This is a genomic window from Microbacterium sp. Leaf351, assembly GCF_001423825.1.
GTDB classification, from domain to species: domain Bacteria; phylum Actinomycetota; class Actinomycetes; order Actinomycetales; family Microbacteriaceae; genus Microbacterium; species Microbacterium ginsengisoli.
The window spans coordinates 61,148-62,547 of record NZ_LMPK01000012.1 but is presented as its reverse complement, the minus strand read 5'-3'; the positions used below and the strand labels follow the sequence as shown (position 1 = coordinate 62,547).

The 1,400-nt window shown below is 74.6% G+C and carries 1 protein-coding gene; it reads right to left on the bottom strand.

Translation table 11 applies throughout. The features are described 5' to 3' along the window. Positions 1-47: 47 nt before the first annotated feature. Positions 48-1,067 carry a flavin-containing monooxygenase gene (locus ASG00_RS05225; RefSeq protein ID WP_045245675.1) on the bottom strand — a complete coding sequence of 340 codons (1,020 nt, stop codon included), beginning with the start codon at positions 1,065-1,067 and terminating at the stop codon, positions 48-50. Positions 1,068-1,400 lie beyond the last annotated feature (333 nt).

Below are 1,400 nucleotides of genomic sequence, written 5' to 3'. Positions count from 1 at the left end.
GGGTTGGGGGCGTCCGTGCGGGTCCTGGAGGGTCGTCGGGGTGGCGGTCATGGCCGGTCCGCGATGGTGCGGGCGATTACGGCGGCGTCCCGGGACACCCCGGCGAGGGTGTCCGCTCCGGGGCGGCTGTGGGCGGGGATCCCGGCGACGAACAAGCCCGGCAGCCCGGTCATCGCCGGGCGGGACCGGGCTGCGGTCGCCTCGGCGGGGAGCCAGTCGTCGCCGGGGTCGTACCCGGTGGCGAGGATTACCGAGTCCGGGGCGAGGGTGCTGCCATCGGCGAACGTGACCTGCCCGCCGTCCGCGCCGGTCACCGCCGGGGCGACCGCCACACCCGCGTGACGCAGCGCATGGTAGCTGTCGCCGAACACCGGCTGCACGGCGGGTGGGCGACCCAGCCAGGACGAGCCTGCCCGGGCGTGGACGGGGAAGGTACGGGCGGGTCGGTGCGGCCGTCGGGTGCGGACCGCGAGGGTGACCTCGTGGGAGGCGGACAGCTCTCGCGCCAGCTGCACCCCGCTGTTCCCTCCGCCGACGATCAGCACCCGCCCGGTGGGCACCTGCCGGGGGAACTGGTAGTGGGCACTGTGCAGCACCACCCCGGGCACCCGCAGCTGCTGCGCCCACGCAGGGATGCGGGGGTGGGTGGCGGCGCCGGTCGCGCACACCACGTTGCGGGTCTGCACGTCGCCCTCCGCGGTCTGCAGCTGCAGCACCGACCCGTGACCGCGGCGTTCCACCCCGACCACACGCAACCCCCAGAACGGGTCCACCCCCAGGGTGTGCTGCACCTGGTCCAGGTAGTTCGCGATCTCATCGGCCCGGGGATGCTCGTGCGGGTCCAGCGGCAGCGGCCGGAGCGGAAGCGTGCTGTGGCGGGCGTCGGACAGCAGCCGCATCGAATGCCACCGGGACGCCCAACTGCGTTGCCGGTCCGTGGCGGCGTCGACGACCACGAACTCCTGCTGCGGCCGGAACCCCAACCCGATCAGCGCGGCGGCCACCGCGAGCCCGGCCTGCCCGGCCCCGACGATGATCGCCCGCCGATGCGTCAACCCCGACCGCATCACCACCCCCTCCCCGCACAAGAGGGCCGGGGCGGGAACGGACGGAGGATGATCGCGCCGGCGCCGCGGCGGGACGGGGCCGGACGGGGCCGAGCGGGGCCGGGTGGGCGGTGACCGGCCGCAGCCGTCGGCACTGGACCGGCGACGGGGGCCGCCGTGATACGGGTCGTCAAGACATTCTCCAAACCTAGAAATCGGCATCACACAGCGCCCGCACACGGGCGGGCGGGAAGACGCCGCCCATGGGTGGGCGGCATGCCGGATCTCAGGTTCGGGAAATCGACAACAGCAGCAGTGAGGGCGCGGCCGGACGCCGCGACACGGGCACCGGCA